The organism is Corynebacterium sp. MSK218 (assembly GCF_030232655.1).
Taxonomy (GTDB): Bacteria; Actinomycetota; Actinomycetes; order Mycobacteriales; family Mycobacteriaceae; genus Corynebacterium.
In genome coordinates, this window is the sequence record NZ_JASPGN010000017.1 from 14,227 (window position 1) to 40,192 (window position 25,966).

Below are 25,966 nucleotides of genomic sequence, written 5' to 3' on the forward strand. Positions count from 1 at the left end.
TAGTCCTTTATATTAGTATACGTTATTAATACATTGGATCTGACCCACAAGACTGCAGTCCCTGGCAGTGCTTTGTTAGGTGTCTCTCGGCCGGTGGCGCATCGAATTCGATTACCGCGAACTCAAGCATGGTTTGGGGCTGGATCATTCCGAGGGTCAGCACCACCACGTCACTTTGGTGATTGTGGCGCATCTGTTTGTCGGGATGAAACGGTCGGTGGATGATCCAAAAGCCCAGACGGCGGGCTGGATACCTACACCGTATTCGGAGGGGCCCAGTCCGCCGTCATCCGCTTGGTGAGGTCACTGCCCGTACTGCCACCGGCCGAGAGGCCTCTAGCAAAGCGCTATAGGGCATGTTACAATATTCATTTCAGTCAGTACCGAATGGTTGCTGGCTGGCCGTTGCATCAAGCGCACCGCTAACTTGCCCAGATGGGTGGCACACTCATGGTGTTGCTTTAACCGGTTGATTTCCGCACTATGGAATTACGCCTTCGGTATGCTTTTTGATCAAAAACAGTGGTCTACCACTGGCAGAGTCTCTACGCCTCTGATGAGCAGCTTGGTCGTTCGGTGGAGAGATTGTCGTCGTTGTCCACCGTGATCGCGGGAGATGGAAAGGCGTCGATGTGCGACAGTTGGAAACAAAAACCTTGCGCTTGGGAAACGGCTGGCAGAAGTCTTGTAACCCTATGTTTCAAAGGCGCCGTAATGTATAGGCGCTTTTCATCCGCGCCTGTCTTCGTCGGGGACCAGTTATTCTCGTACGCATGATGCAGAAAACGTTACTGGAGGCGTACGGCCTCGAATCCTGGTGGAACACGATGTTTACGGAGCTGGAGAAACAGCGCATCAGGGAGGTTTATGCGGAGCATACGGATGGTGACGTGATCGACAAGGACCCTCTTGTGCTCACAGTTGGAGACAGCCAACTGGATCCCGCAGACGTCGATGTTACGAGAATTCTTCAGCTACTTACTCAGTGGTTCCATCGGAACAGTGACAAGGGCATTTGGATAAAACTTTCAGAATCCTGGCATCATTTCGCTGCCCCCTACACGACACCCGTCGATAGGCATTTTGCTCTCAGCGACACAATGAAGGCGTACTACCGTAGGCGTGACGAACCAGAATTCCTGGCCAAAACAATTGCTACTTGCAAGGTTATGATTTCGCTGGAAAAGAACGTGGCGGGGGCAATGTTTGACGCCGGGCTAGGACGATTCTTGCCTGAGAATGCTCACTTGTTCGAAGGCCGGGTGGTGCACACAGAGCTCGGTCCACAGGTTCTCCCCGGACATCCGGGATTTAAGCAGCTGGCGATTATTTATGAGAAGCAGAAAGAGTTCCAAGCAGCCCTAGACCTCTGTGTCGACGCCCGAGACGCAGGCTGGGACGGAGATTGGGACAAACGGATAGTTCGGCTCGAAAAGAAGTTGGGCAAGTAAGGACTCGAGGTCTGAAGACGTCACCACCGGCCCGTGTTTTCGCCCCGCTAATGAGCTCAGGTCGTCATTCTTTTTAACGCATGCGTGCACTCGGATCACGGCAGCGCTCGTACGCATCGTCTGGGAAAGGAATTGAGGAGGCCGAGTGGGTTATCTGACTGATGCCTCGTCAAGACGCCGATGAATCATGGGGAAAAGCGTCAGTGCTTCGTAAAGCTCTGTGTCCCTTATGGAACGATTCAACCGAGGATCGTGTGCAGTGGGAGTCCGATACATCCACGCCACTACTTTCACTAAGCTATTGAATCCATTCTGCTCATTGCGTTCAGTTTCTGTTGCCAGGCTGTCGATGCGCAGCTTGCCACTCTTTAGGCTCAAGGCTGTATCTGCCAGAGCGGCTCCATCTTAATCAAGTCCTGTTATGCTAGGTAGCGTGTCGAACACCGATTTGGCAGACTCAAGAATTGCGTGGAAATACCCGTACCGGAAAACCTCTTCTTCACAGTACTTCAGGACTCGTGGCGGAGTGCCCCGCCGGGTTAGCTCCTCCCGGACCATATGGGTAAGACGTGCGGCCTCAGAGAGGGTATCTGCCTTCTGAGATGTAGCCGACCATTTAGCCAAACGGCTTGGGGTAACCAGGCGCACGTTAACCCGGTGGTTCAAGCTTTTGTGGTTTATCACTGTGCCCACGTCTACTGACCCCTATCGAGTTTACGACCAGGTCTTTATCGACGGCACTTACTTTCACAAGAAATGCCTGCTGGTAGCCTGCACCGATACACACGTCATCGTCTGGCATTGGTGCCTGCGTGAAAGCTCATACGAGTAACTGAAAGCCACCACAAACCTACTGGAAGGCGGCATCACCAAACAGCTCAAAGACTTAGCCGGAAATCATCGTGGCATGTTCGATGAGCATCAGCGCATCACCATGGACTGGTGGCTTTTCACCCACATCGAAGACCCCGTACCGCCACTAGAAATAGCCAAGCAACAAGACTTCGGACGCCACGGAGAACAAGCCGCACGCAAGGCTTGGGCGAAAGAACAACTTAAACGCCGCGGCCACCCAGACGGGCGACCTGTCACATTCGACACCGGCATCAACAACGAATGGAACCCCAGCTTAGGCGTAAGAAAAGGCTGGGTCGGACGCTCCTACATCCACACGAAATGTCCCTAAACGCGACACGCCGCAAATCCACACGAAATGTCCCTTAACCCCACACGTAGACAATGCGCATGCAGAGTGCATGCGCTAAGATCGTGACCATGACAAGCCCGGAAGCAATCACTGTGCAGATCCGCGATGTCGATGCAGACGTCGTCGATATTCTCAAGAAACGTGCCGACCGTAAAGGGGTTTCCTTCTCTAGCTACCTCCGAGAAACCCTTGAAAAGGTAGCTAAGCGCCCATCCTTAGAAGAAAAACTGGAGGAACTCGCACAGCGCGAACCAGTTGAACTCAAGAAGGACTTTGACGTGGTGGCCGCAATTCGTGAAGCGCGGGACGCTTCATGACGCTTTTAGCCATCGATGCCTCCGCAGCGATCGAATTCCTCTTGAAACGCGATGCGGTTCAACGGTTTACCGCTACTTACCCCGGGGCCGAATTCATTGCCCCAAGCCACATGCCCCTAGAGTGCCTCAACGTATTAAAAAGGTTGGAGCGGGCAGAAGCAATCGACAGTGCTACGGCAAGTTTTCTAGCCAACGACGTCATGGAATTCAACATTGAATTGATAAGCGTCGGAGACATCGCCAACCATGTATGGAGCCGTCGACACACCTTCTCCATCTACGATTCAGCTTATGTAGCAGTGTCCAATATCTTCGAGGCCCCTCTCATCAGCCGCGATGCTCGCCTCATTGCCGCGTGGCCCTACTCAATCAACGTGGATAGCTTACCCTGACAGCCAAAAGTCTCCCAAATCTCCGCCTTAGAGAAAAGCCTCCCAAATCTCCTAAATAGGTAGACTAAGCGCCATGCCAGAAAATCCTTTTCGCCCCACGTTCGGTGTACCGCCACTGTTTTGGGTCGGCCGCACCGCGGTGCTCGACACCTTCCGCGCAGCGCTCGATTCAGAGCCGGGCTCCCCTGGGCGCTCCCTCATTATCAGCGGCGCCCGCGGCATAGGCAAGACCGTTTTGCTCAATGAGTTGGAGGACATCGCCTCTACCCGCGGATGGATTACACTGCGCGCCTCCGGCCGCAGCTCCATGGTGGAAGAACTCGTCGACACCACCATCCCGCGCATTATGGATAAGCTCGCACCTGCTGACAAGAGCAAGGTCAATCGCATCGGCATCGGCGGTGCAACTATCGGTATCCAACACAACACCGAGGAACCGTATAAGCCCACGCTGAACACTCGCCTGCGCGAGTTACTGGCGCAGCTCAAGGGTGTGGGCGCGCTGATCACCATCGACGAAGTTCAGGATGCAGAGGCCGACGACCTCACCTCCCTGGCCGCGACCTACCAGGATCTGGTGCGCGATGAGCTCGACGTTGCCATCATTGCCGCGGGCCTGCCGCAAGGAGTTAACCGCCTGCTGGATCTTCCGGGTGTAACCTTCCTACGCCGAGCCCAAAAGTTCGTGCTAGGCCCACTCTCCCCGGCCAACGCCGAAGTCGCCTTCACACAAACAGCCGCGCACTCCGGGCTTGAATTCACCGAAGATGGTGTAGCTGCCGCTGTAAGACTTTCCCGCGGCTATCCCTACCTCGTGCAGCTGGTGGGGTCGTTAGCCTGGGGCAGGGCGCAGCGCGAGGGCTCCCACAGCATCGAAGCCACGAGTGTGAACGCTATCTCCGCCGAGGCCATCGCGGTGCTCGGCGCACAGGTCCACCAACCCGCGACCCTAGCTCTCCCGCCGGCGCAGCGCCTTTTCCTAGAAGCCATGAGTGCGGTCATGGAGAACGGTACGGCAGAAATCAAGAACATCGCGGCGTGCCAAGACCGCACGGTGCGCTCCCTGTCGGCCACTCGCCAGCGGCTTATCGATGCAGACCTCATCGAACGCACCGCCCACGGCCAGCTCCAGTTCGTCATCCCCTACATGGAGGCCTACTTCACCTCAACGGACAGCCTGGGCCGCGTGGACTAGCGCTGAACTACAGATCACCCGCATCGCGCGTCAGGATAGCCGCCGTCTCGGTGGCCGAGCGCAGAGTATGGGCATTAGCCCGCGTTGGGTAGACGTCGAAGGAATCGACGAGAAGCTCACGCGGCATCCCGATGCGGTCGAGGTGGCTGGCCAGTGAGATGGCCTCCGCTCGGGCATCCTCTCCGGGGATGCCCACACCAACGCGGTAGCCTGCGCTCAAGTGTTCGCCCAATCCGTCGAGGTGTTCAGGTACCCCCAGCCCGGTGAAATCCGTGAGAAAAGTCTTCGCGGCACGCGCCACCGACCACAACGACGGGGCGTGAAGATAGTCTGCCTCGAATACGCAAAGCTGCTCTAGTGCCACCTCGTCCGGAACGGCGGGAATGGTATCAAAGTCGGTGGTCCCCGGAATGCGGCCGGCGATGACGTCGGCCAAAAGCGGTTCGTCGAGCTGAACGTAGACCTCTCCATGGAAGCGGCGCGCGACGTCTTGGGCATGGGCGCGGACACCATAAAGGAGAGATTCAGCCAACTCGCTAAAGGCTCCGCGGTCGCTGAGCACGCGGTGGCCGTCGGAAAGCTCAATGCTCGCTGCCAAGGACCACGGGCCAAGTGCTTGCACCTTGATGCGCGGCACGGTCTCTCCCCACACCTCTTGGATCTCGTCGAGATCGCGCTCCAAGCGATCCCACGCACGGCGAGTCAGCAGCTGCGGGCGCGCCGTCATGCGCCAGGACCGTGGACCGCGGTCAATGGAGATGGCCTCCAGCATGCTCGCTGTCCGCCCCACTGCATCGGAGCCCAGCCCGCGCTGCGGCAACTGCGGGATGGCGGGAAGCTCGGTCTCCCCTAAGATGATGTCCGCGGCTTCCGCGATGGACGTACCGGGCATGGGGCCGAGCGCGAATCCAGTCATCTATGCCGTCCCGCAGATAGTGCCGGAACCGAGCACAATATCACCCAGTTCATCCGGGCTCGGCAGATAAAGCACCGCCGCTTGGCCGCGGGCTACGCCGGACAGTGGTTCGGTCAGCTCTAGTGTCATCCGGTCGCCCTCGCGGTCAACTTGAGCGCGGCACGGCACGACAGAGCCGTGCGCGCGCACCTGCACCTCACAGTCGAAATCCCCTTCCATAGCTGGGTGTAGGTACTTCAGGCGGTCGGCATTGATGCGCGTCACAGCGAGATCAGCGCGCGAACCCACGGTGACAGTACCGGTGGCGGCGTCGATGTCGGTGACGTAGCGCGGGGAGCCGTCCGCAGTCGGCGTCTTGATGTCCAAGCCCTTGCGCTGGCCGATGGTGTAGTTCCATGCGCCGTCGTGTTCCTTGAGTTCCTTGCCCTCAGTATCCACGATCATGCCGGGGCGCAGACCAATGGAACGGCCCAGGAAGGCCTGCGTATTGCCGTCCGGGATGAAGCAGATGTCATAAGAATCAGGCTTGGACGCAGTAGAGAATCCGTGGCGCTTGGCTTCCTCGCGGATTTGCGGCTTCGGAGTATCGCCAATCGGGAAGAAGCAATGGTCGAGCTCCTCCTTGGTGATGACACCCAACACATAGGACTGGTCCTTGTTCTCATCCAAGGAACGGCGCATGTAGCCTTCATCGTCGATAGTGGCATAGTGGCCGGTGGCCACCGCATCAAAACCTAAGGCCATGCCCTTGCGAAGCAGCGCCGCAAACTTGATCTTCTCATTGCAACGCAAGCACGGATTCGGGGTCTCACCGCGAGCATAGGAATCCACGAAATCCCCGATGACGGCTTCCTTGAACTCCTCGGAGAAGTCCCACACGTAAAAAGGAATGCCGAGCTTGTCACACACACGACGGGCATCGGCGGAATCCTCCAAGGAGCAGCAGCCACGAGCCTTCTCACGGGTCTGCTGCGCATCCTTGTGCAGCGCTAGGTGCACGCCAATGACGTCATGGCCCGCCTCCACCGCACGCGCAGCGGCGACTGAGGAATCGACGCCGCCGGACATGGCTACCAGTACTCGCATGCTCTCCCCTTCTCGTTGCTTTGTCGTCCACCAAGGCTAGTCGCGGTGTACCTCATACCCCAACACGCGGACCACACAGCCTATTCCCTAAGCTAAGAGGCACTATGGGCAGAAAGCGCAACACCACCAACTCCATCGCGGGCACCTACGAGATATCCACCGGCGAGCTCGTTGTCGAGCCGGATCCTTTCCGCGACGGCGCCTTCATCCTCAATATCAATGGCGTGCCTTCCTCACACCTCATCCCCGATGAGCCGCGCACTTTGGAGTTCGAGTACATGCGCTGGATCGCTGCCGCGGTAGAGAATCTCGCGCCCGGCAAACGCCTACTCCACCTGGGCGGCGGTGGCTGCTCGCTCCCCCGCTACTTCGCTGACCTGTGGCCGGATTCCCACAACACGGTGGTCGAACTCGACGCCAAGCTGGCCGAGCTCATCCGTGAGCTGGCCGATATCCCCTCTTCTCCCCGCGTGAAAATCCGCGCCGGCGAGGCACGTGCCGTCACCGAGGGCTTTCCGCCGAACCGCTTTGACGTCATCATCCGCGACGTCTTCGCCGGCGCCGTCACGCCTGAACCTCTGACTACCAAAGAGTTCTTCCAGCACGCCCATGCCACGCTAAGCCCCGGTGGCCTCTACGTGGCCAACTGCGGCGACCATTCCGATCTCCAAGGCGCGAAGGCGGAGCTAGCCGGAATGGCGGAGGTCTTTGCCCACCTCGCGGTTATCGCCGACCCCCCCATGCTTAAAGGCCGACGCTACGGCAACATTATTCTCATCGGCTCAGATACCGAGCTACCTGCGGACGGCTCCCCCGAAGCCGCCGCCCTAGCCAAGCCGCTACTCTCTGGTGCGGTGCCTGCACACTTCCGCGACGAATCCTGGACCCGCCGCTTCTTTACCGGCGCGAGCCCACGCCACGACGCCCCGGAGGGCGTGGAGAGTTAAGGACACTCAAGTCCTAAAGAGACTTAGCCCAGGCTCTTGAGCAGGTCCGCCACCTGCTTGGAATCAAATGCCGGGATGTCCACACCCGCGGCGTGACCAACACTGCGGGCGGCACGGCTGGCATACTCTACGTCCTGCTCGCTGACGTTGTTGGCATCAAAGTCCTGCAGGTGCTGCGCGTTATCCAAGAAGATTGCCAGGTCGCCGACGGTAGCGTCGTTGTGTGCCAGGTCCTTGAGGTCGTCGGTGCTAATAGCGCCAGTGTTGAGCAGCTTCTCTGCCTGCTTCACAAGCCCGGTCGGATCCACTTCCAAGCCCGCATCCTTCGCAGCATCAGCCACGGCAGGAACGGCGGCCGCACCTGCTGCCAGCGCCAGGATTCCGGCAATCAGCACGCCGGCGTCATCACCAAGGTCCACGCCCGGAATGACCAGGTCATCCAATATGCCACCGAAGTCAATGTAATTGCCACCGGAGAAGGAATGCAGCTGAGTCTCAGTACCGTTAAAGAGGTTCAGGTCAACGTCGGTCTCAATGCCGGCCACTCGCCCAGAACCCGAGCGCTGCCAGAAGGCCAGCTTGCCCCAGCCGCCGACCGGGTCTGGCGCGGTGTCCTGGTAGGCCGCCAACCACAGCGGGTACTCGGAGAAACGTGTGGTGTTACCCATCTGGCCCATCCAGAAGTACTTGTAGGTATACAGCATCGGGGTGCGGCCTGTCAGGGACCTAACCTCCGTCATGAAGGTGTCGATCCACTCCTCCAGCTGCTTAGCGCTCAAGCCCTCATCAACCTCAATGTCGAGCACCGGCGGAAGGGTCTGCGTCGGCACCAGCGCAATCTGGGAGGCGAAGCTGGCCGCCTGCTGCTTGGCATCCCCTGCCGGGCGTGCGTAGTGGTAGGCGCCAACCTTGAGCCCAGCAGCAGCTGCGGCGTTGGCGTCACGCACGAAGTGAGAATTTACAAACCCGATACCTTCTGTAGCCTTGACGAAGGCATAGGACTGGCCATCGGACTTCACGGCATCCCAATCGATTCCGCGCAGGGACATGTGGTTATTGCCGGAGACATCCACACCGGAAGGTGCGTAGGACGGGATGGCAACAGCAGTGGAAACGGATAAAGCAACGGCCGCTACTGCGGTAACGGCGGCGGTAACAAGGCGAAGTGCATGGCTCATGCGCGCCACACTACCTCCGCTTTAACACCAATCACTGAAACAACACGCGAAACACTAAACGCTTTTGTCACATCACTGACGCCACTCCCCAGAGCCCCGCCGTGCAGCACCGCCCGCTGCTACACTGCAGCTCAACCTCGCCACCACGTAATCAGGCAATGGCAACACCAGACACTGACGCCGACAAAGGACAGCGCCATGGATCAGCACTCCGCCGGGCCCAATCATCCCGAAGAGCAGTCACCGGCCGAACGGCGCGGCTTGGCGCGATTCTTCAATGAGACGCTTGCCCTCAAAGGCACTATTGTCGTTCTTTGCGGCTGGGCGCTTGGATACGGTTCACTCTTCATCGCGGATCTCGTTGGTGACGACGCGTCATTCCTCTTCGGCTTCCTAGGCCTTTTCATCCTTATCGGTCTGCTCTTGGCGATGTTCGTCCTAACACCGCTGTTTGCCTTCCTAGCCTTGGCTGCACTGCTATCCGATGATCCAGCGCGCAAGAAAACCGGCACCATCACTCTCGTACTCTTAGCTGTGGCACTGGTCCCCATCATCGTGCACTACAGCAAGTGATTGGGCAGTGCTTGGCGGCGCCCCACAATCCTCCAAAGTTTTTCGGCTACGGATTAAGGGACGTGCGCACACTTGCAAATTGTGTGTGTGCGTCAACCAATTTAGCCCTGTGCGTTAAGGTTTTCGATTACAACATCTTCGCCATCACCGTCGCCTCGAAGGTGCACTCCCCACTCAACGACGCCATTATTTCCGCGAACAGCATCATGCGGAGAGTTAAAGGCAAGCGCTAGGCCTACCTCCCCCTTACTCCAGCTTGGAGCCACATAAGTACCCTCCTGCCTGCTCTTGGCAACCAATTCTGGCCTTCGATCATCGAAAGCTGTAATCAAGAGCGCGCCACGTTTCGTAGCAGTCTCGGAATCCAAATCAAACGGTTCATCGCCATCAATTGGTTCGAACTTCCTCAACAAAAATCGTTCATAGTCGAACAAGTCATTCAATCGAGGCTTAAGGACCGACTCTCCGGAAGCAATACTCTGCATAATGTAAGTATTCTTACGGTCAGTACCAGTAATATCGTGACGGTTTTCACGTCGACTGCGCTTCACTAGCGGAACTGGGAAGGGAACCCCTGGCACGTGAATCCGTTCTGGATTCTGAGACAAGATTGGCAGCAAGACAGCAACCTCTCGAAAATCAGACCGATCCACCTTTGAATGACGTCCGTCTCCCATCAACCCACGGAGATACCTAACGTGCGGGGTAACGATATTTTCCTTATATTTGGCGCCTTCGTACCACTTCATAGAATCCAAGAGTTCAACGAATACGTCGGACCTAACGGTTCCCACATGGAAGTTCTTACGGCCAGCATGTGCAAATATGTTTCCACTGCGTATGCCCTCCAATCGGAAATACGCCATCTGAGTAATTTCGGAGCCTAGCGACTGCAGCAAAGGAATTCCGACCTTTTCAAAGTTGTACGCTAGGGCATCGCGGTCCTGCCGATCTGGAATAGAATTGAGCTCGACGACATTCGGCGCAGCAGCACTTGAACGAATATAAGCATTAAACATCTTATTCGAGCTGGTTGGCTTAAGGTCCGGGAGCGACTGTCTTACCAATGGAGCGATGCGGCTTGGTGTTAACCGTTTGTCAGAATCCAGCGGCTGCTGAGCATAAATCTTTACATTGTCGCGGAATACTTCTTCATCGTGCATTGCCGCCTCAAACATCTCTACCAGATCTACGGGAGCATACAAGCGGACCAAATCTTGATACCCTTTTCGAAACCCAAACCAACGGCCAGTTTGCATTAATGTATCGGCACTTCCCGTACGTCGACGAAAATACGAAATGGTTAGCCCCTCAACAGTGTAACCACGAGAAAGCTGAGCTCCGCCTACGAGAATTTTCCACACTCCACCTGACTCGAAGTTTGGACTCTCTTTACCCTGAGTATCCACTTGAAGGACCGGGCATTTTCCTGGCTGAACCCCCTTCATCATTTCGGAATAAGCTTCATTGATATACGGCAAAAGTTCAGCATAAGTTCGCGGAACCGCATAACCCTCAGAGTATCGATCAATATCCATAACATCGAGGAGATCATCTTCGAAAAGCCTCTTCATCCGAGAGTTTGGCCGGCCCAGGTTGTAGGCCCTCCTCTCCCATAGCTTTTCTAAAATCTCTTTGCCGTCACGGTGAATATCCGTACCCACTCCTTCATGAACAAGCATGGTATGGTGCTTAAACGACAGACCTGGATGATTAGCCTCGCGAAACTTCTTGATCGCGCCAGTAAGAACAAACATGTCGAGAGCTTTGCCAAGCTCTTCCACACGAGTTTCTTCAAACGCCTCTTCCTCAGCGAAAGACTTCGAGTCAGCCAAGTCTCGAATAAAGGCCTTGCTCTGTGAATTTAGGCGTGTAGCCTCTTCCGGCGAATCTGCAAAATCCATCCGGTCGTGAAACCACTTAGCACCGCGGTACGCTGGGGGTTCGTTGAGCATCAACACATAGTGTCGCGGGTAGAGATCCTCTGGATCAGAGGGGTCAATAAACACGTTAGCGAATGGCGTAGCAGTGTACCCCACGTACTGAGCACGGGGACAAATACTAAGTAGGTCAGTAATCTGCTCATTTACCGCTGTACGCTCTCGCTCTTCCCGCCTATTCAGTTTTTGATTTTTTGTATTGATGGATGCCTGGTCCGATTCGTCGTCGATAACAAGCATTGGAAGATGCTTAAGGTCATCATTGAGACGAGCAGCACGACGCAAATCAGAATTCAGATTCCTGAGTACCGAAGCATTCTTTTTGACAACTGCCACGAGACACGGCATGTTGTCCAAATTGTCCGGGTGATGCACCGGTTTCGACTTGTCAGGACGCTCAATCTCAATTGCACTAGTTCCCGTACGCCGGTAGTCACGAACCGACGTGGTCACTCGCTTAACCCGTGGAAAACCAGTCTTTCCATAAGACGGACCGTGGGCTACAAAAGCTCCGCCCTTGTCTTGCCATTCGCGCTCCCACTCCTCGTCCCCATTGAAGTAGGTCTCATCCTTCCGCTCTTTTGCAGTGAGATCAGCCTCATCAAGGCCACTCAAAACAGCTTCTCGACCGCACAGTTCTTTATCCAATCGCCGCTGTGTCTGTTCGCGGAGATTATCCATCGTGCCAGCAAGAATCACGATAAACCGGTAGCCGGCATCAATGGCCTTAGCGGCCACAGCAGTAAAGTTTGCGGTTTTTCCACTTTGGACGTAGCCAACCACGAGTCCTCGAGATGAGAACGAATAGGGCTTCTTTGGGTCATCGATTCGACGAATAACTTCGGTGGCTTGTGCACCTACCGTTCCAATAGATTCTGCATCCCAGCCGTTCCGACTCAATACCCGGACATAATCGTCCCAGTAGTTTGTAACTTCCTGCCGGCGCGCAGCCGTGTACCACTCAGTGAACTTATCTTCGATAATGACGGCCGGTTCCGGATCTGGCAAACGCTCAGACAACTCTTCGGCGACAAAAGACAAACCAAGTTGAGCAAAGACCCAATCACGGCGGTCATCCGACTTCGGCTCAGAATCAGTCTCCGGCTTCAACACATCAGTCTCTGCGTCAATCGCGGCCAGGATAAACGTCATCAAGGGTTGAATTTCATCCTCAGACGCATGCTCAACAAACTCTCGGAGCGCCTCGGAAGTAGTTGGCAACCCCTCCATAAGCTCGAGGCGTTGCTCGACAGTTGCCAATAGAGTGAGATTTGAAGGGTTCAGCACATTGGCCATTGCCCTTTTAAGAGTCGCAAATCCGGATTTGGTCTGGCCAGTCGAGTTGTTGTCCACTATCTGCTCCTATCGCGTTGGGGAAGACTTGCCTTGAGCTGCCATTTAAGTGGCTCAATGCTTGACGATACGCGAAACGCCGGACAATCATCTTGAGTTTTGCACACAATTGTTCGAAGGCCTCGAGTGTCATCTATCTCACGAAAGAGTTCAAGACTTCTCTTCTCTTTGCTCGTTTTGTTTAAGCTCCTCGTCGGCAGCCGCCAACAACAGCTTTGACCAAAGCTCTGTGTTCGACTTCGCCTTGCTTGTTTTCTTCGACGTTGCAATGTCATTAAAAAGAAGAAAGAGTAGGGTTTTTAACAAAGGCGCATCATTTAAAGACCCTTTACCCGCGTTAAAAAGCTTTCGATACCTTCGGTTTATTCGAATCGTATTTGCACTCGAGTCAACCTCGACAAAGGAGCCTTCGGGCACTTTTCCCCAAAGAACGTTTATTGGGTTTCGGGGCTTTAGTATTGCCTCATCCTCGATTGCTTGCTTAATGGCTGGAGCAAGCCCCTGTCCTCCTTCAGCAAGCGGATCCGCCTTACCTGACTTTTTGTTGGAATTCCGAAGCACTTCTCGCGCATCCGAACACACATCTTCGAAGGACTTACCCGGTACTTCACAGACCTGCAGGCTTGCAACAAATCTATGGAACCCTTCACTCAGCCGAATTGATCCCTTTTGCGGACTGATGGTTATATATTCATCAATCACTCTTGGGTCGTCGATGACAATGCGCAAAAGCTTGTAGTCTTTTCGCTTCTCAAATAGACCAAACCACCCACCACTAGTGATGAGCCGATCAGCTACATATACGAACAATCCCTGATGCCCTAGAGTATCTTTTTCTTCGAGATCAAACGCATCAGTCTTCGAACGATTGCCCCATATATGAGCAGTAACGCCGAGCGCGCCACACTCACCTCCAACCGTAAGCGAAACGGGATATCGAGGATCACCAGACTTGCGATACCCGCAAGGATTGATTGGGTCAATCCGAGGATTTGCGAACGGCTCCCCTGAGTCATAAAGCGTGAAGATACGAATCTTCACGCGTTCCTCCTCGAGGAATCGGTGATAGCGAATCCCCAGATGTTTTCGAAGTCTTTCAATCGTCACAGAAAGAAAAGACAATCCCTCTTCCTCATTGGTTCCTTCGTAGACGCCGACCAAGTCATCCCAGAGCACAGTAGTACCACGCTTAAGATCCACAAGACGGTCACGTAGGTTCCAAAGACTGGTAAGAGCTCTTTCCCTAAAAACTTCTGCTGTGAAGCTCCCCTTATGCATTCGAATTCCAGCAGGAAACTGGCCCTTGGAACGTGATACAACAGTCACAGTATCGGCATTAGCATATGAGCCTTCTTTCATCCCCATACCATAAATACCGATAGTGCCAGCCGATCCGGCTTCGTGCCCACCAAGTCGAAGTACACGCTCCATCTTCTGAGCGCTCATACCGGCTCCGTCATCATGAATAGCTACTCGGGTTAAACGATAGCCATCGACATGAAAGACAATGCAGACGCTAGATGCTTTCGCATCGATCGCATTATCGACAAGTTCATCTATGCCCGAGCACAAATCATGGTTGGCCCCTAGTGAGTGTTGAATGGACTCCGTGGGCGGAAGCTCGATTGTCTTTTCAACCTCAACGTCACCGCTCATCTTCATGAAAACCCCATTTAATTAGTACTCCGGCTCTAGCCCATCCACAATCCGCACAGTCTCCATGGCCACGCGCACCACTTTCCCAATCAGATCCACGATGTAGCGCGGGTTGCCCACCTCATCGGCCCAATCATTCGGGTCATTAACAATGCCGGAGGCCTTATCTTTCTTGACCTGGTAGCGGTCAATCAGCCAGGCGACAGCTGAGCGCGAACCCAGCATGTACTCATCCGCCTCGGCCGGAATGCCAGCGATAGTCACGCGCTTGTTGTAAATCAGCTTGGTCACGTCATTGACGTTCTTGCCCGTCTCCGGGTCCTTACGCTTGGCCCACTTCATTTTGAGCACGCGCCACGTCTCACGGTCTGCCTCATCGCCCTTGACCTGAATATCCAGCGGCCACGGTTCGACGGATTCATAATTCACGTGCAGATGCATCAGTTCCTTGCCCGCAGCAGCAAACTTGTCGAACTCCGCGCGCGACGTTGGCGTCTCAATATGCGGCAACATCTTCTTTAGGTCAGCCGCGTACTTCGTGCGGTAGCCGGGGTCATGCAGCTTGCCGTAGATAAAGTGGAAGATGTCATCACCCGTGATGTCCGCACCCAGCGCATCACGGTAGAGAGCCTTAATCTCATCAGTGATGTTGTCCACGCGCACATAGCCATCGACGACTTCCCCAACGTCACCGTAGATGCTGGCTTCGCCTTGCTTGGCGACGCCTCCCTCACCAAACAGCCCACCATCGTCAGCTTCGACGGCGGCCCAGGTGAAGCGGGGGAAGTATTGGCCCGGAACACCCCAGAAGTTCAGATCAATCAAATATTCAGATGACAGCACTGCAAACTTTGCCCTATCTGCAGCAGCTGTTCCAATGATTCCTATATTCCGATGTTCCGGGGTTGGGAACATTGATGGGAGTTGATACGTCATATCGTTAAGTGACTGCTCAAAGTAGACCCGCTGCTTCATAAAAGGGCGATATAGCGAACGATATACCCGATTACGGCGTACCGGAATCTCCGTGTCCTTAGCTGCAAGGTTCTTCAGCGTCCGGTTCCAGGAGATTATAGTAGTGTCTGCGAAATGCGGGTGGGCCTGTAGGAATGCAGTCACGTCCCTTTCCCGGGGCTTTAGGATTCCTTGTTCAGTGAGCCAATTTTGTAGCGCCGCAGTTGCTTCAGCATAGGTACCGGCCAGAATTCCGAGGCTAGAGAGCAGTCGACCACCTGTGTACGAGTAAGTCCACGCGTCTCGAGCGGTTGATAGGCCACGAGAATGGACTTCAAAAATTTTAGTCGACGCGCCACCCTTTTCACCCAGTACTGGCCAAGTTACGAATTCTTCCGAGCGCTGATTCAGCCAGTCACCGTCTTTGTTGGGAACAATTGACTGCCAATTCAAATTACTGATAGTTGCATTAACCACATCTTCAATCTTCTGCGCCTTGGAGGCATAGTCAGGTGAAGCTGCATAGTGCAATTCAAAAGACTTCTTGTTCGCTTTCTTCACGCCGATAGCAATAGAAATGCCTACCCGAATGTCAAATACATTTCCCCCTTCCCGCTTCGCGACATCTCCAGCAGTGAGAGAATTACCCCTTAGATTGAATATGTAGAGATCAGTGAAATCCTCTGCCATGGACAAACGAATACCGTCACCTGTGTTTCCATCAATCCAACCATTGTTGGTGACAAAGACAACTACACCCTGATCTCCAATCCTGTCAGTTGCCCAACGGAAGGCACGAAGGTAGGAATCATAAAGTGAGTTCTTATTGGTCGCGGTGGACCTAGCAGCATACGTTTCCGAGATCCGCGCATCTAGGCTTGGATACTTCTGATTCGCATTGAGGTCATTCGCAGACTTTTGACCAACTGAGTACGGCGGGTTACCAATCACCACGTTGATGGGAGCCTTCTTCTGGCGCTCGATGGTCTCGTTGTTCTCACTGAAGATGTTGAGGTCCGGGATGTCGCCTTCCTCGTGGATTTGGAAGGTATCGGCTAGCGCGATGTTGGTAAATGGGACGTACTCGGGTGCGGGTTCGCCATTGCGCAGCGCTGCTTCTTCGCTCAGGGCGTTGTAGGTGGTCTCGATGTTGACGGCGGAGACGTAGTACGCAAGCAGCATGATCTCGGTGGCGAAGAGTTCGTTGGCGTACTTGCGGGCGAGGTCTTCCGGTTTGATGAGGCCGGACTGTAGGAGGCGAACCGTGAAGGTGGAGGTGCCGGCGAAGGGGTCGAGGATGCACACGCCGTCATCGGTTAATCCCTTGCCGAAGTGCTTCTTGGATACGTCATCGGCAGCGCGCAGGATGAAGTCGACGATTTCGACTGGGGTGTAGACGATGCCGAGGGCCTCGGATTGCTTCTTGAAGGCCTTGCGAAAGAAGCGCTCGTAGAGCTCTTTGATGACCTGCTGCTTGCCGGAAGCAGAGTTCACCTCAGAGGCGCGGACGCGGACGGACTCGTAGAACTTCTCCAGGGACTCGGTTTCGGTATCGAGGTTTGCCTTGGACAATGCCTTGACCATCTTCTCCATGACCTGGGCCACGGGGTTGTGGGTGATGAAGTCATGGTTCTCAAAGAGCGCGTTGAAGACCGGCGCAGTAATGAGGTGCTGCGAGAGCATCGAGATGGCGTCTTCGTCGCTGATGCCATCGTTGAGGTTATTGCGCAGGCCTTCGACGAAGCTGTCGAATTCGGTGCGCAGGGTTCCATCGGCGCCGTCGAGTAGCGCCTTGATGCGGGTGATTTGGTTCTCCGCGATGGTGGCGACGTCGTCGGCCCAGTCTTCCCAGTAGGTGCGGGTACCGACTTTGTCCACCAGCTTGGTGTAGATGGCTTCTTGCCACTGCTCCAGTGAGAACAAGGCAATCTGCTGGGTCACGGTTGAGTTATCCGCCAGCGGCTCTGTCGACTTAGCCTGCTCGGCCTCTTTGAGCTTCTCAGCATCGCTTTTCTCGTCGTCCCCTGGGACATGAACGACGTCGATGGGCAGGTCTTCCTGTCCAGTCGTGCCGTTGAGAGCGATAGAGTTAATCTTCGCGTTGAAGCGATCATCGTGGGCGCGCAGCGCGTTGAGGATCTGCCAGACCACCTTGAAGCGTTGGTTGTCATTGAGTGCTTCTGCCGGGGAGACATTGCTGGCTACGGCGACGGGCAGGATGATGTAGCCGTAGTCCTTGCCCTCGGACTTGCGCATGACGCGGCCGACGGACTGGACCACATCCACCATGGAGTTGCGGGGGTTAAAGAAGATGACGGAGTCTAGCGCAGGAACGTCAACGCCTTCGGACAAGCAGCGCGCGTTGGTGAGCATGCGGGACTCGTGCTCCCCTGCTGGGGATTCCAGCCAGGACAGCCTTGTGCCACGCTCCATGGCGTTCATGCCGCCGTCGACGTGCTGGGCGGCGACGTTGAGGTCGACGTTGGTCAGGGAGACGTCGTTAAGCACTGCTTTTTCTTTGAGCAGTTCCTGGTGGGTGCCGATGAGCGAGGGATAGGTCTCCGCAATGAGTTGGGAGGTCTTGATGTCCTTGGCAAAGGCCACGGCGCGCTGCATGGGCTGGGCGTCTTCCTCAAAACCGCCCTTCTTGCCTTGCAGTTCGCCGGAGCGCTTGGCCAGGCCGTTCCAAGCGCCGATCATGGCGGATGCTAGTGAAAGGTTCACCTGGTTGTTCTCACTGTGGGCCATGGCTTGGGCGGCGACGGATTCATCCACGGTCATAACGAGCACCTTGTAGTCCGTGAGCAGGCCCTTGTCCACGGCCTCGCCGAAGCCAAGGCGGTAGAACTCCGGGCCGTAAATGGCTTCATCATCCATAGAGGCCAGCTCCGCGGAGTGCTCTTCGGCCTTGCCCTTAACGGCTTCGTCATAAAGGCGCGGGGTAGCCGTCATGTAGAGGCGCTTGGAGGCCCTTATGTAGTCGGCATCGTGGACGCGGACGAAGTTGCTGGCGTCCTCATTAGCCAAGGTGATGCCGGTGGTGCGGTGGGCTTCATCGCAGATGACGAGGTCGAAATCATCGAGGCCCACCTGTTGGGCATCGTGCACAGCCTGGATGGACTGGTAAGTGGAGAAGACGATGTTGAGGCCCTTGGCGCGCTTACCGGATTCAAAACGCGTGGTGATGTCCTTGCCTCCGGTGGAGACTGGCACCTCAAGGTCATAGACGGCGATGTCTTCGGCCTTCTTGGAAACCTTGCTATCGGAGCAGACTGCGAAAGCACGCATGTCCAGGCGGCCCTGGGCGGTCCACTCCTTCAGGGTTTGGGACAGCAAGGAGATCGAGGGCACGAGGAAGAGAATGCGGGCCTTGCCGCCGTTGTCCTCAGCAACGCGCTCCGCTAGGCGCAGGGCGGTGAAGGTTTTACCGGTGCCGCAAGCCATGATGAGCTTGCCGCGGTCATGGGTCTTGAAGCCTTCGATAGCTTTGTCGATGGCTGCCTGCTGGTGTGGGCGGGGTTCAAAGGTCTCGCGCTGGGAGAGGTTAATCTGGATGGTCTTATCACGCACTTCCGAGCCGGGGAAGGCCACATCCCAGTTGATGGGTGATTCCGCGATGGCGGAGATGCCAATGCGGCTGGTCGGAATAATCTGGTTGGCCAGGGCATCCTCCGCATGGGAGGACCAATGGTCCGTGGTGGAGATAATCAGGCGGCTGCCGAAGTGCTGGCGGCCTTCTTCCGTTTCGAAGGAATGACCGGAGGCTTCGAAGAAGGAATCCAGGTGGGATTTCTGGATGCGCGCCTTGGAGTCATAGAACTTGCACTGGATGGCGGTCCACGTGCCGTCATCGACGCGGCGGGCCACCAGGTCAATGCCGGTATCTGCCTTGCCGCCGTTGTAGCGCCAATCCGTCCAGCGGCAAACCTCATCGAATTGGTTCTTCAAAGTCGGGTCAGTCTTGAAATAGTTGACCATCAGCTTCTCAAAGGCAATGCCGTACTTTGCCTTTGGTTGGTTTTCACGCAGCTGTTCTAGGACCTCAGAGAACTTCGACATGACATCATTGTGCCTGACTGTATGCACGAGATTCTGTTAACACACTGGTCTTAGCGCGGATCTGCTTTGCTGTGTTCCGTTGCACTGTGCCCAGTTTTGGCTTGCTTGCGCTCCGCCAACCACGTCTTCACAGCTCGGGCGGCGTCGGCTGCGCGCATGTCCGGCACGTAGGCGTGGACGACGGCAAGGCCAATGGCGGGAAGTGCCAACTCATCGTTGTAGGCCAAGTACCACTTGTGCTCTTCAGGCTGGAACTTGCGCTTGGAGGCGGCCAAGCTGCGGAAGCCGTAGAGGGGCTCCATTTCTTCGCCGAGGCGGGTGAGGAGGGCGTCGAGAAGCCCGGGTTCCTCCGGTGTGCCTGACAGGGGCGCACCAGAAAGTGAAATCCAGGCGCAGCCTTCGCCGGCGGCAATGATCATGGCCTCGGAGATGAGCAGCTCAATAGTCCCCTTGAAACCGTGGTCAGCGCGGCGCATAACGTCGAGGGTATAGCCCACCACGCTTCCGTTCTCACGGACAGGCAGCCAAGAGGTCACGCCGTGCAACGTGCCGTCCTCCCCCAGTGCGAGCAATAGCTTGGTGCCTTCCTCCCGCAGCTCGGTGACACCGCCCAAAGTAAAGCCCATCTCTGGGAGAGCCTTGTCGGAGACCCATTCCTCGGAGAGCTCCGCAATTTTGTTGCGGGTGGCAAGATCGAGGTCCTTCCACTCCGTCCACAGCGTGGTCACACCCTCTTTGCCGGCCTTGTTGCGAGCGGTGCGAATGTTCTGGAATTTCTTTCCCTTGAACTCGGTGTTAGAGGTGTCCAGGACGGCTTCCTCAGCTACTTCGAGGCGGCGAAAGCCGGGGCGGGTAAAGCTTTCCCTAACCGAGTACCAGGCCGGGCGCCAGCCTTGTTCGCGCGCGAAGTCCTCGAAGGCGGATGCGGTGGCTTGCGGATCACTGCCCACGGGTTCGCCGAGGCTGAGTGCAATGCCGTTGTAGACGCGGTAGGCCACGTAGTTGTTGTCGTTGAAGAAGTAGCGGTTGCCCTTCCACAAGGTCATGGAGGAGAGATGGTCACCACTGCCCTGCTCTAGGATGGCGCGGGCGCGTTCGCGGGCCTCCGCGGCCTCGGGGTTCGCAGGAGTAGCAAACATGCGGTAGACCACCCAAGAGGTGTACATCCAGAACAGGGTGCCTACCCACTCGTAGAGGGCCCACGTCAGCCAAGTGGTCGGCGCGAGCTTGAGCGGAAGAAGCGTAGCCACGACTGGTGGGACATAACGCAGCGGGAGTTCGGCCAGTATCGATCCGGCAGTGGCTGTCTCGACGAAGCCGTCCTTGAAAAGTAGTGCGCCAACACTCCAGAAAGCGGCCGTGATGACAAGGGCAGCTGCGATCTTTCCTGCGGCCTGACCCAGCGCGCGCGCACTTTCGTGGAGGTGGAACACGCGGCGGTTCCAGATGAGCACGACGAGGCAGGTGGCCCAAGGCAAGACCACAGCGGCGAGATTTACGCCGTAGAGCACAAGGCCTTCTTGGCTCAGATCCCACAGCTGTGCTAGAAGAACAGCGATGACGAGTAGCTGAGTAAGGGCGGAAAGCCACCAGGCCAGGCGGCGACCACGGATGAGGCCAAAGCACAGCACCAGTTGGATGATGAGCGGCATAAAACTGGCGATGGCCGGGCCAACGCCTTGGACGCGGGCAACGTCGAGGGCGGCTAAGCACCCCTGGCTTGCGGGGCCAGCCTGGCAGAGTTCAGTGGCGTGGTAGGCAGCGGAGTTGAAGGACCACATCAGCCGGGTGACTGGGCTGAAGGGCCCTTCGGCCAGCGGGTCAAGGGCCGCGAAGGCTGGGCCAATGGCTACCACGCCCAAGATGAGCGCGGTGAGCACGCGGCGTTCAGGTACCGAGGCGCGGTGGAAGGCAGTGGGGCGCTGCGCATTTGTGCGAGGCGCAAAGACACTCCACGCAATGCCCGCCGCGATGGAAAGCACTGAGGCGGTGACGCCGAGGACGTCGCTCAACGTACCGCCATACAGGGCCATGGTGAGAGTCAAGGCAAGAATGCTCACACGCACGCGGCGCTGCCATAGGCGAGGCATCCAAGCAGAAGCGAAGCCGGCAGTACCCACTATAAAACCGATGGGTGATAAGTCAGTGGAGCTCAGAAGATCATCGCCCCAACGGTTTAGCCCAAGCTCTTCGATGCCGTGGGCGGCCACGTAGGCCAAGGGAACGGAGATTAGCTGCGTGACGATACCAACGGCGAGTGTGCGCAGGGAACCCAGCCGGTATTCCGAAGACAGCACGAAGGCCAAGGCCATGAGGGTGAGCGCAACGACTGTGCCAAAGGTTCGGCCGGTCAGCCCGATAGTCTGAGTAATACCGTCCAGTTGAGGTGCTAGGTACGTCACGATGGCTAGTGCCCACATCAGGACGATCAGCACCCAGGTCACCGGGGTGCGCCATAAGAATTTGCGGAGATTGCTAGTGCTGAAGATCTGCATCTTGGACTCCATCAAAAGGATCGTTCACATCTTTCATACCACCTTGGCGGGCGATCCAGGCGAAGGTTTCGCGCAGAGCTGGGCGCCACACGTCAAAAGAATGGCCGCCGGGACGGGTGGTGTAGAAGGTGCGCATGCCGGCGCCTCGTGCGGCGTCGCTCAGTTGGCTGAGTGCTTTCACCGCAGCAGTGTCCCGGTTACCGGCGATGAAGATAACTTGAAGGTCGGGGTACTTCTTCGTTGCCAGCAAGTGTGCGGGATTAGCGGCTTGGTAGGCGGCTTCATCACCACCATAGAATTTGGCCACAGTGTCGGCGTGTTTGCCAATGGTCGGCTCTGCTTGGCCGGAGATGTCGACGGCATTGCCGAAGGCATCTGGGTGATTGGTGAGAATCTGCAACGAGCAGGTTCCGCCATAAGAGAGGCCAGCGACAGTCCAGTGCTGTTGGTTCTCATCGACGCGGAAGGCGCTCTTGATTCCTGTCGGTACATCGGTGGTCAGGTACGTCATGACCTTGGCCACGGAGGAATCGGCGCAGATGGGATTAGCGGTTTCACTACCCGTGGCGTCGACCGCCACGACGATGGGGCTAACTCCCCCATTGACGCGCTGAAACGCATCGGCGGTCTCCGCGGCCTCACCGGAACCGAACCATTGCTCGGGTCCACCTGGGTTGCCGTGGAGCAGGACGAGTACAGGAAGGCTCCGCTCAGGGGAAGACCAATAGGCCGGCGGGATATAGGCCGTGGCCTGGCGGGCGGTGAAACCTGAGGTAGTGCCGGGTAGATCAAGGTGCACAATGGCAGCGGAATCCGAGGACTTCAAACCCTTGAATTGGGCATAGTCCATTTCTTGGGCCACCGGGGTGGGGTTAAGCGAGCCAATGTCCGGGTAGGACTGGTACTCCATATTCACCAAACCAGCTACGGCCAAGGTAGAGAATGCCGCAATGACGGTCATGAGCATGCGGCGGCCGGAATGGTGAATGAGGGAGATGAGTGCCGCGATGGGTACGAGCCCGGCCACGAAAAGGTAGAACGGGACTTCCCAATGCTTAAGAGCGAAGTAGGCCACGACGGCAATGACTGCGGCGAGAAGGAAGGACACGAAATCGCGTTTGCGCAGGCGCCATGCGATGAGCAACGCGCTGATAACCAGAATGGCAATGTAGATCCCGCCGTTCACAGAGTCCGTCAGCGGCAGGCCCAGCACGGACTGGATGAAGCTATTCACGAATTAAACATAGACCCCTGCCGTGCCGAAAGAGCTGGAGACTATCTGTGAATATGCCTGATTGCCTGTGATTTTGGTCGGGAGGACTTCCTGCACCGGAGAGCTAGACCGAACGGGCGCGGCGGATGATCTCCGGAAGCTCGGCCAGCACGGCGTCGATGTCCTCGTCGGTGGTGAGGCGGCCCAGCGTGAAACGCAGGCTGCCGCGGCCGTGTTCTTCGTCGATGCCCATGGCTTCGAGCACGTGGGACATGCGGTTGACACCGGCATGGCAGGCGGAACCGGCGGAGGCTTCGATGCCGGCGGCGTCGAGAAGCATGATGAGGCTGTCACCATCCGTGCCCGGGAAGGATACATGCAGGTGGGAGGCCAAGGCGGGCTCAGCGGAGTTGATGATGACGTTGTCAATGCTGTCCTCGATGCCGGCCTTGAGCTTGTCACGCAGGGTGCTCAGGCGAGTGGTCTCCTGCTCCATCTCAGCGACAGACTCGCGCAGGGCCGCAGCGAGAGCGCTCGCGCTGGCCACGTCCACGGTGCCGGGGCGGATGCCGCGCTCCTGGCCACCGCCGAAGGCTAGTGGCAGTGGTGCTGGCGTGCGGCGAGCGAGCAGCAGGCCAATGCCGCGGGGACCGCCGAACTTGTGGGCGCTGGCTGCGAGTGTGGTGGCGCCCAGCTCGTGGAAGTTGATGGGCAGCTTACCGGTTACCTGCACGGCATCAATGTGCACCGGGGTGTTGTGTGCGGCGGCGCGTTCGGTGATGTCGGCGACCGGCTGGATAGCGCCGGTCTCATTGTTGGCCCACATGCACGTGGCCAGCGCGGCAGGGGTATCCAGGGCTGTGAGGTCACTGACGTGGCCGGTGGAATCAACCGGAAGCAGGTCCACAGTGGCGCCGTGCTCAGTGTGCAGCTTTTCCACGGTCTCCAGGACGGCGGGGTGCTCGATGGGGGTCGAAACGATGCGCGGCGTCGTATCCGACGCCGCACGAAAAAGGCCTTGAATGGCGATGTTGTCCGCCTCCGTGCCGGAGGAGGTGAAGATGACCTCGATGGGTTCGCAGCCGAGCAGCTCGGCGACGGTCTCGCGGGCGTCGTCAAGCACGGAGCGCGCCTTGCGGCCTGAGGCATAGGACGCGCCCGGGTTGAGGGAACCGGCTGCCTGCGTCCATGCGTCAATGGCGCACTGGCGCATGGGCTGGGTGGCTGCGTAATCGAGGTAGAGCGGCATTAGTTGCCGGCCTCCTTGCGCTTGGCCAGCTCCGCGGCCAGGGCTGGGGCGATCTCGTGGAGGTCACCCACCACGCCCAGGTCAGCGATCTGGAAGAAGGGCTCGTCCTGGTCCTGGTTGACCACAACGATGGTCTCCGAAGTCTGCATGCCAGAGGTGTGCTGGATAGCACCGGAAATACCCAGGCCGATGTAGAGCTTCGGGGACACGGTCACGCCGGTCTGACCAATCTGGAAAGCAGGGTCGTAGAAACCTTCGTCCACGGCGTCGCGGGTAGCACCGACGGCGGCACCGAGGGCGTCGGCAAGCGGCTCCACCACGTCGGCGAACTTGTCGCCCACGCCGCGGCCACCGGCCACAACGACCTTGGCCGAGGTCAACTCCGGACGGGCAGTCTTCTCAGCCGGAGTGAAGGAGGTGACGGTGACGTCCTTCGCCGTGGCAGCCGGCAGCTCAAAAGGAGCAGGAGCTGCGGTGACCGGCTGCGGTTCCGCGGTGACGGTTCCCGGGCGCAGGGTGTAGACCACAGAGCCGGTAGCCGTGGAGGAGGTCTCGTAGGAGCCGCCGAAGATGGTGTGGTGTGCGCTGCCGTCGGCATTGATGCCGTCGACGTTGACCAGAGCACCCGAGCCCAGGCGCGCAGCGAGGCGGCCGGCGATCTCGTTGTTGGTCGGGGTGGCGGCCAGCACGATGGGCGCCGGGTTATTGGCGGCCAAGGCGTGGAGGGCGTCGACCTCCGGAGTGACGATGCGCTGCTCATAATCCGCGGCGGTGGCCTGGACCACCTGGGCGGCGCCCAAGTTGCCCAATTCGGCGTCGAAGGAAGCGGCAGTAGCGGCATCCTTGGCCACCACGACGGCGGAGACGGTACCGAGTGCGCGCGCAGCGGTGATGAGCTCGCCGGTCACGGGGCTCAGCTGGTCTGCTTCGTGCTCAACTAGGACATAAACGTGAGACATATCTTTTCTCCTTTAACCCTCGATGAGATTCTTGGCGGCCAGGAAGTCCGCGACCTTGGCAGCTGCCACGGTCGCATCCGGATCGGTGATGACCTCACCGGCGGTACGGGCCGGGCGCTGCGCAGAGGCGGTGACCGTGGTGGTGGACGGCACGCCATCAATGCCGAGGTCGGCCACGGCGAGGGTGGTGACCTCGGCCTTCTTGGCGGCCATCAGACCCTTGAAGTTGGGGAAACGCGGCTTATCGGCCTTGTCGGTAAAGGACAGGAGGGCTGGGAGATTGGCCTCAAGCTCCCAGTGGCCGTGGGCATCCTCGCGAGTGCCGGTGGCGGTGGCACCCGCGAGGGAGGCTGCCTTGAGCTCGGTGAGCGCGGGCAGCTGGCGGTACTCGGCCAGGAGGCCAGCAACAAGGCCAGTGGAGGCGTCGGAGGAGTTGTTGCCCAAGGTGATGACCTGGACCTCGCCGAACTTTTCTGCCACCTGGTTGATGGCGGCGTTGAGAACCCAGGCAGTAGCCAGGGCGTCGGCGCCGGCGAGGGCATCGTCGACCACGTGCACGGCGTGGTCCGCGCCCATGGCCAGGGCCTTGCGCAGGGCTTCATCGGCAGCGGCCGGGCCCATGGTGAGGGCTACAACCTCATAGCCGGCATCGGCGTTGTCGTCACGCAGGCGCAGTGCCTGTTCGACGGAGTACTCGTTAACCTCATCGATGACGTTATCCACCGAGGTGCGGTCCAAGGTGTGGTCCGCCTCGAGGGTCTTCGTTGACCACGTATCCGGTACGTGCTTAACCAGAGCCACAATGACTGGCATGTGGGCACTTCCC

Annotated in this window: 18 protein-coding genes and 2 pseudogenes; 8 read left to right on the forward strand and 12 right to left on the reverse strand. The window is 57.5% G+C overall.

Features of this window, described 5'->3' with window-relative positions; genetic code table 11:
* Positions 1-91: 91 nt before the first annotated feature.
* Both QP922_RS11790 and QP922_RS11795 read left to right on the forward strand, forming a co-directional pair.
* A pseudogene (locus QP922_RS11790) lies at positions 92-301 on the forward strand (IS701 family transposase); the annotation flags it as partial.
* A gap of 472 nt (positions 302-773) precedes the next feature.
* Complete coding sequence (locus QP922_RS11795) at positions 774-1,451, forward strand: hypothetical protein (protein WP_284809692.1); 678 nt, start codon at positions 774-776, stop codon at positions 1,449-1,451.
* Positions 1,452-1,601: 150 nt separating this feature from the next.
* Here QP922_RS11795 and QP922_RS12950 read toward each other — a convergent pair whose 3' ends face one another.
* The gene (locus tag QP922_RS12950; RefSeq protein WP_350309359.1) at positions 1,602-1,844 is read right to left on the reverse strand and encodes a TIGR02391 family protein; all 243 of its coding nucleotides are present in this window, start codon (positions 1,842-1,844) and stop codon (positions 1,602-1,604) included.
* Between the two features lie 214 nt (positions 1,845-2,058).
* Here QP922_RS12950 and QP922_RS11800 point away from each other — a divergent pair.
* The 4 genes and pseudogenes from QP922_RS11800 to QP922_RS11815 form a co-directional block, all read left to right on the forward strand.
* A pseudogene (locus tag QP922_RS11800) lies at positions 2,059-2,637 on the forward strand (transposase family protein); the annotation flags it as partial.
* A gap of 89 nt (positions 2,638-2,726) precedes the next feature.
* Complete coding sequence (locus tag QP922_RS11805; protein ID WP_284809693.1) at positions 2,727-2,975, forward strand: FitA-like ribbon-helix-helix domain-containing protein; 249 nt, start codon at positions 2,727-2,729, stop codon at positions 2,973-2,975.
* Complete coding sequence (locus QP922_RS11810; protein WP_284809694.1) at positions 2,972-3,367, forward strand: type II toxin-antitoxin system VapC family toxin; 396 nt, start codon at positions 2,972-2,974, stop codon at positions 3,365-3,367. Before QP922_RS11805 ends, QP922_RS11810 begins: the two co-directional genes overlap by 4 nt.
* A gap of 73 nt (positions 3,368-3,440) precedes the next feature.
* Positions 3,441-4,562, forward strand: coding sequence for an ATP-binding protein (locus QP922_RS11815; RefSeq protein ID WP_284809696.1), 1,122 nt, complete (start codon positions 3,441-3,443; stop codon positions 4,560-4,562).
* Between the two features lie 7 nt (positions 4,563-4,569).
* On the opposite strand, the gene QP922_RS11820 is transcribed toward QP922_RS11815, so the two are convergent.
* Both QP922_RS11820 and mnmA read right to left on the reverse strand, forming a co-directional pair.
* Positions 4,570-5,478: a uroporphyrinogen decarboxylase/cobalamine-independent methonine synthase family protein gene (locus QP922_RS11820; RefSeq protein ID WP_284809698.1), complete on the reverse strand. Its 909-nt coding sequence runs from the start codon at positions 5,476-5,478 to the stop codon at positions 4,570-4,572.
* Complete coding sequence (gene mnmA / locus QP922_RS11825) at positions 5,479-6,564, reverse strand: tRNA 2-thiouridine(34) synthase MnmA (RefSeq protein ID WP_284809700.1); 1,086 nt, start codon at positions 6,562-6,564, stop codon at positions 5,479-5,481. It lies immediately after the preceding gene.
* A gap of 104 nt (positions 6,565-6,668) precedes the next feature.
* On the opposite strand from mnmA, the gene QP922_RS11830 reads away from it, so the two are divergent.
* Positions 6,669-7,511 (forward strand): spermidine synthase, encoded by an 843-nt coding sequence (locus tag QP922_RS11830; RefSeq protein ID WP_284809701.1) that lies wholly within the window; start codon positions 6,669-6,671, stop codon positions 7,509-7,511.
* 23 nt (positions 7,512-7,534) lie between these two features.
* Here QP922_RS11830 and QP922_RS11835 read toward each other — a convergent pair whose 3' ends face one another.
* On the reverse strand, positions 7,535-8,689 hold the full coding sequence (locus QP922_RS11835) for a glycoside hydrolase family 25 protein (protein ID WP_284809702.1): 1,155 nt from the start codon (positions 8,687-8,689) through the stop codon (positions 7,535-7,537).
* 198 nt (positions 8,690-8,887) lie between these two features.
* Here QP922_RS11835 and QP922_RS11840 point away from each other — a divergent pair, with 198 nt between their 5' ends.
* Positions 8,888-9,262, forward strand: coding sequence for a hypothetical protein (locus QP922_RS11840; protein ID WP_284809704.1), 375 nt, complete (start codon positions 8,888-8,890; stop codon positions 9,260-9,262).
* A 101-nt stretch (positions 9,263-9,363) separates the two neighbouring features.
* Here QP922_RS11840 and QP922_RS11845 read toward each other — a convergent pair whose 3' ends face one another.
* From QP922_RS11845 to QP922_RS11880, 8 genes are all read right to left on the reverse strand, one after another.
* Positions 9,364-12,555: a Z1 domain-containing protein gene (locus QP922_RS11845; RefSeq protein ID WP_284809705.1), complete on the reverse strand. Its 3,192-nt coding sequence runs from the start codon at positions 12,553-12,555 to the stop codon at positions 9,364-9,366.
* Between the two features lie 150 nt (positions 12,556-12,705).
* Positions 12,706-14,211 carry an ATP-binding protein gene (locus QP922_RS11850; RefSeq protein ID WP_284809706.1) on the reverse strand — a complete coding sequence of 502 codons (1,506 nt, stop codon included), beginning with the start codon at positions 14,209-14,211 and terminating at the stop codon, positions 12,706-12,708.
* Between the two features lie 21 nt (positions 14,212-14,232).
* A complete protein-coding gene (locus QP922_RS11855; protein WP_284809707.1) occupies positions 14,233-19,224 on the reverse strand; it encodes a DEAD/DEAH box helicase in 4,992 nt (1,663 codons plus the stop codon).
* A 50-nt stretch (positions 19,225-19,274) separates the two neighbouring features.
* Complete coding sequence (locus QP922_RS11860; protein ID WP_284809708.1) at positions 19,275-21,719, reverse strand: phosphatidylglycerol lysyltransferase domain-containing protein; 2,445 nt, start codon at positions 21,717-21,719, stop codon at positions 19,275-19,277.
* Positions 21,700-22,953, reverse strand: coding sequence for an alpha/beta hydrolase (locus QP922_RS11865; protein WP_284809709.1), 1,254 nt, complete (start codon positions 22,951-22,953; stop codon positions 21,700-21,702). The genes QP922_RS11860 and QP922_RS11865 overlap by 20 nt, the downstream gene beginning before the upstream one ends.
* A gap of 103 nt (positions 22,954-23,056) precedes the next feature.
* Complete coding sequence (locus tag QP922_RS11870; RefSeq protein WP_284809710.1) at positions 23,057-24,181, reverse strand: cysteine desulfurase family protein; 1,125 nt, start codon at positions 24,179-24,181, stop codon at positions 23,057-23,059.
* Entirely contained in the window at positions 24,181-25,140 is a 960-nt protein-coding gene (locus QP922_RS11875) for an electron transfer flavoprotein subunit alpha/FixB family protein (RefSeq protein WP_284809712.1), read from the reverse strand. The genes QP922_RS11870 and QP922_RS11875 overlap by 1 nt, the downstream gene beginning before the upstream one ends.
* Before the next feature lie 12 nt (positions 25,141-25,152).
* Complete coding sequence (locus tag QP922_RS11880) at positions 25,153-25,953, reverse strand: electron transfer flavoprotein subunit beta/FixA family protein (RefSeq protein ID WP_284809714.1); 801 nt, start codon at positions 25,951-25,953, stop codon at positions 25,153-25,155.
* Positions 25,954-25,966 lie beyond the last annotated feature (13 nt).